The 3,536-nt window shown below is 37.1% G+C and carries 2 protein-coding genes and 2 pseudogenes; 3 read left to right on the plus strand and 1 reads right to left on the minus strand.

All coding sequences use genetic code 11. The features are described from left to right. The 3 genes and pseudogenes from AB4Y90_RS16635 to apaG form a co-directional block, all read left to right on the plus strand. Positions 1-1,424 (plus strand): annotated as a pseudogene (locus AB4Y90_RS16635) (2-oxoglutarate dehydrogenase E1 component); the annotation flags it as partial. A 123-nt stretch (positions 1,425-1,547) separates the two neighbouring features. Beyond that, positions 1,548-2,798 carry a 2-oxoglutarate dehydrogenase complex dihydrolipoyllysine-residue succinyltransferase gene (gene odhB / locus AB4Y90_RS16640; RefSeq protein WP_441558690.1) on the plus strand — a complete coding sequence of 417 codons (1,251 nt, stop codon included), beginning with the start codon at positions 1,548-1,550 and terminating at the stop codon, positions 2,796-2,798. Between the two features lie 82 nt (positions 2,799-2,880). Then, entirely contained in the window at positions 2,881-3,267 is a 387-nt protein-coding gene (gene apaG / locus AB4Y90_RS16645) for a Co2+/Mg2+ efflux protein ApaG (RefSeq protein ID WP_441558691.1), read from the plus strand. Between the two features lie 38 nt (positions 3,268-3,305). Here apaG and AB4Y90_RS16650 read toward each other — a convergent pair. After that, positions 3,306-3,536, minus strand: a pseudogene (locus AB4Y90_RS16650) (3'-5' exonuclease); the annotation flags it as partial.

Consider the following 3,536-nt stretch of genomic DNA (forward strand, 5'->3'; position numbering starts at 1 on the left):
GATTTACGCAGCCTAATTTATATAAGAAAATTTCTAAGCACCCGAACCCAAGAGAAATCTACAAAGATCTTTTATTGAAAGAGAGTGTAGTTTCCAATGATCTAATTGCTAAAATGGAGGCAGATTTCAAAGCTTTACTGGATAAAGATTTTGATGCTTCTAAAGAAATTGAGAAAAACGTAATGGATATTTTCATGGCAGATGACTGGACGAATTTCCCAATCGGAAAAAGAGGTGCGGTACAGGAAGCTGTTGATACAAAATATGACTTAGAGAAGCTGAAAGAACTGGCAATTAAAATGTCAACTCTTCCGGCTGATAAAAAGTTCTTAAATAAAATTACAAGACTTTTCGAAAACAGACTTAAAGCTATCGATGCAAACTCGTTAGACTGGGCTCTTGGAGAATGGCTGGCTTATGCGACGCTTCTTGTGGAAGGTCACAACGTGAGAATTTCAGGTGAAGATGTAGAAAGAGGTACGTTCTCTCATAGACACGCTGTTGTAAAAACTGAAGATACAGAAGAAGAATATATTCCTTTAAAAGAAGTTTCAGAAAGCAGATTTGATGTATTCAATTCACACCTTTCTGAATATGGAGTTTTAGGTTTTGATTATGGTTATGCGATGGCTTCTCCTAATACATTGACAATTTGGGAAGCTCAGTTTGGAGATTTCGTAAACGGAGCTCAGATTATTGTAGACCAATATTTGGCTGCAGCAGAAGAAAAATGGAAAATTCAGGACGGTTTAGTGATGTTGTTGCCTCACGGTTCGGAAGGTCAGGGTGCAGAACACTCTTCAGCAAGACTTGAAAGATTCTTAACGCTTTGTGCTAACGAAAATATGGTTGTTGCGAATATCACTTCTCCAGCTAACTATTTCCACTTATTGAGAAGACAGTTGAAATGGTCATTCAGAAAGCCGTTAATCGTCATGAGTCCTAAATCATTGTTAAGACATCCGAAAGTGGTTTCTCCGCTTGAAGACTTCTCAAACAAAGGATTCCAGCCAATCTTAGATGATCCAACTGCTGATCCTGCAAAAGTTGAAAAATTAGTGCTTTGTTCAGGTAAATTATACTTCGAATTATTAGCTAAAAAAGAAGAATTAAATTGTGAAAATGTTGCATTGGTAAGATTTGAGCAGTTGTACCCGCTTCAGAATGATGCTATCGAAGCAATCTTTGCTAAGTATTCAAACAGAACATCATTGGTTTGGGCTCAGGAAGAACCGGAAAATATGGGAGCTTGGTCTTATATCTTAAGAAACTTCAGAGATACAGGAATTCAGGTAATTTCCCCAGTTCAAAGTGGTGCTCCGGCTCCTGGAAGCCACAAAATGTTTGAAAAAAATCAAAATGCTGTAATCAACAGAGTTTTCGACAGAGACGATGCTCCTGTAAAAAGACCTGTAACAGCTTAATAATAAAATAGAAGTTAGAAATTAGAGGTTAGAAATTAAGGTTTTTAAAAGTCTTTTATCTATTGTCTTTATTCTTCTAGTCTAAAAAAATTTAATATCAATTAAAAAAATAAAAAATACGATATGTCAATTTTAGAAATGAAAGTTCCTTCACCGGGAGAATCAATTACAGAAGTTGAAATTGCAACTTGGCTTGTAAAAGATGGTGATTATGTAGAAAAAGATCAACCAATCGCTGAAGTAGATTCAGACAAGGCAACATTAGAATTACCTGCAGAAGAAAGTGGTGTGATCACTTTAAAAGCAGAAGAAGGTGATGTAGTACAGGTAGGTCAGGTAGTTTGTTTAATTGATAGAGACGCTGCAAAACCTGCGGGTGGTGCTGCTCCTGCTGCTGAAGCTCCAAAACAGGAAGAAGCGCCTAAAGCTGCTGAACCTGCGAAAACTGAAGCTCCAAAGCCGGCTGCGGCTGCGGCTCAGTCTTATGCGACGGGAACTCCTTCTCCTGCTGCTAAGAAAATTCTTGACGAAAAAGGAATTGATGCTTCTCAGGTTTCAGGTTCCGGAAGAGACGGAAGAATCTCTAAAACTGATGCTGAATTAGCGGCTGTTCCTGCAATGGGAGGAAGCTCTCTTTCTGCTACAGGTTCAAGATCTACGACAACAACTAAACTTTCAGTTCTTAGAAGAAAAATCGCTCAGAGATTAGTTTCTGTAAAGAACGAAACAGCGATGTTGACGACTTTCAACGAAGTTGATATGTCTGAAATTTTCAGATTAAGAAAACAATATAAAGAAGAATTTGCTCAGAAACACGGGGTAGGTTTAGGTTTCATGTCTTTCTTCACGAAAGCGGTTACAAGAGCTTTAGAAATGTATCCTGATGTAAATGCATCGATCGACGGAGATTTCAAAGTAAACTATGATTTCTGTGATATTTCAATTGCGGTTTCAGGTCCTAAAGGATTGATGGTTCCTGTATTGAGAAATGCTGAAAATATGTCTTTCGCAAACGTTGAAGGAAACATCAAAGATTTAGCTACAAAAGTAAGAGACGGTAAAATTACGGTTGACGAAATGACTGGCGGTACTTTCACCATTACAAACGGTGGTACTTTCGGATCTATGTTGTCTACACCGATCATCAACCCGCCTCAATCTGCAATCTTAGGAATGCACAATATTATCCAGAGACCGGTTGCTGTTGACGGGCAGGTTGTCATTCGTCCAATGATGTATGTTGCGATGTCTTACGATCACAGAATCATCGACGGTAAAGAATCTGTAGGATTCCTTGTTGCGGTAAAAGAAGGTATCGACAATCCTGTAGAAATCCTATTAGGAGGAGACGAAAGAAAAGGCTTAGGATTATAATATTTTTTTGAATAGATATATATCTACAATCTCGCCTTGAAAAAGGCGAGATTTTTGTATCTATTGTTTTAAATTGAATGAAATGTTTTCTAAAATTACTTCGAATATCAAGGTTTCGGTAGATCCTGAATATGATAGCAAGAACTCTTACCCTTCAGAAAACCGGTATGTTTTTAAATACAATATCGTTATAGAAAACGATGGCGATTTCCCGATTAAAGTACTCAAAAGAAAATGGCTTATTTTTGATGTAGGTTTCGGGTTTACAGAAGTTATAGGTGATGGGGTTATCGGGCTTACTCCCGATGTGGAAATTGGCGATAATTTCACTTATTTCTCTAATGTAATGCTACGCTCAGGAGTAGGAAATATGAGCGGAAAATATCTCGTTGAAAACCTGAATACCAATGAACAATTTGAAATCGATATTCCTAAATTTAACCTAGTTTCTGAGGTTTTAAGTAACTAATTTTGCGGTTAGATTCTAAGATAGTCTTGTTGTAAGATTTAAAGCGCTTTAATTTTCTGTTTCATATAATCTGAAACTTCATCATTGCTGGTAAGAAAGAGTTTTTCAAAAGCTAAAAGCGAAATTCTTGCGCATGCTTCCGCATCATCTCCGGCTCTGTGGTGCTTAAATTGAATATCATGATATTCTGCAAGATGTTTTAAGCCATATTTTGGAAGATAATTCCACGATTTTTTTGCTAACTGAATGCTGCAGAGATAATTCAATTT

The organism is Chryseobacterium sp. 2TAF14 (genome assembly GCF_052115105.1).
In the GTDB taxonomy this organism is placed as follows: Bacteria; Bacteroidota; Bacteroidia; order Flavobacteriales; family Weeksellaceae; genus Chryseobacterium.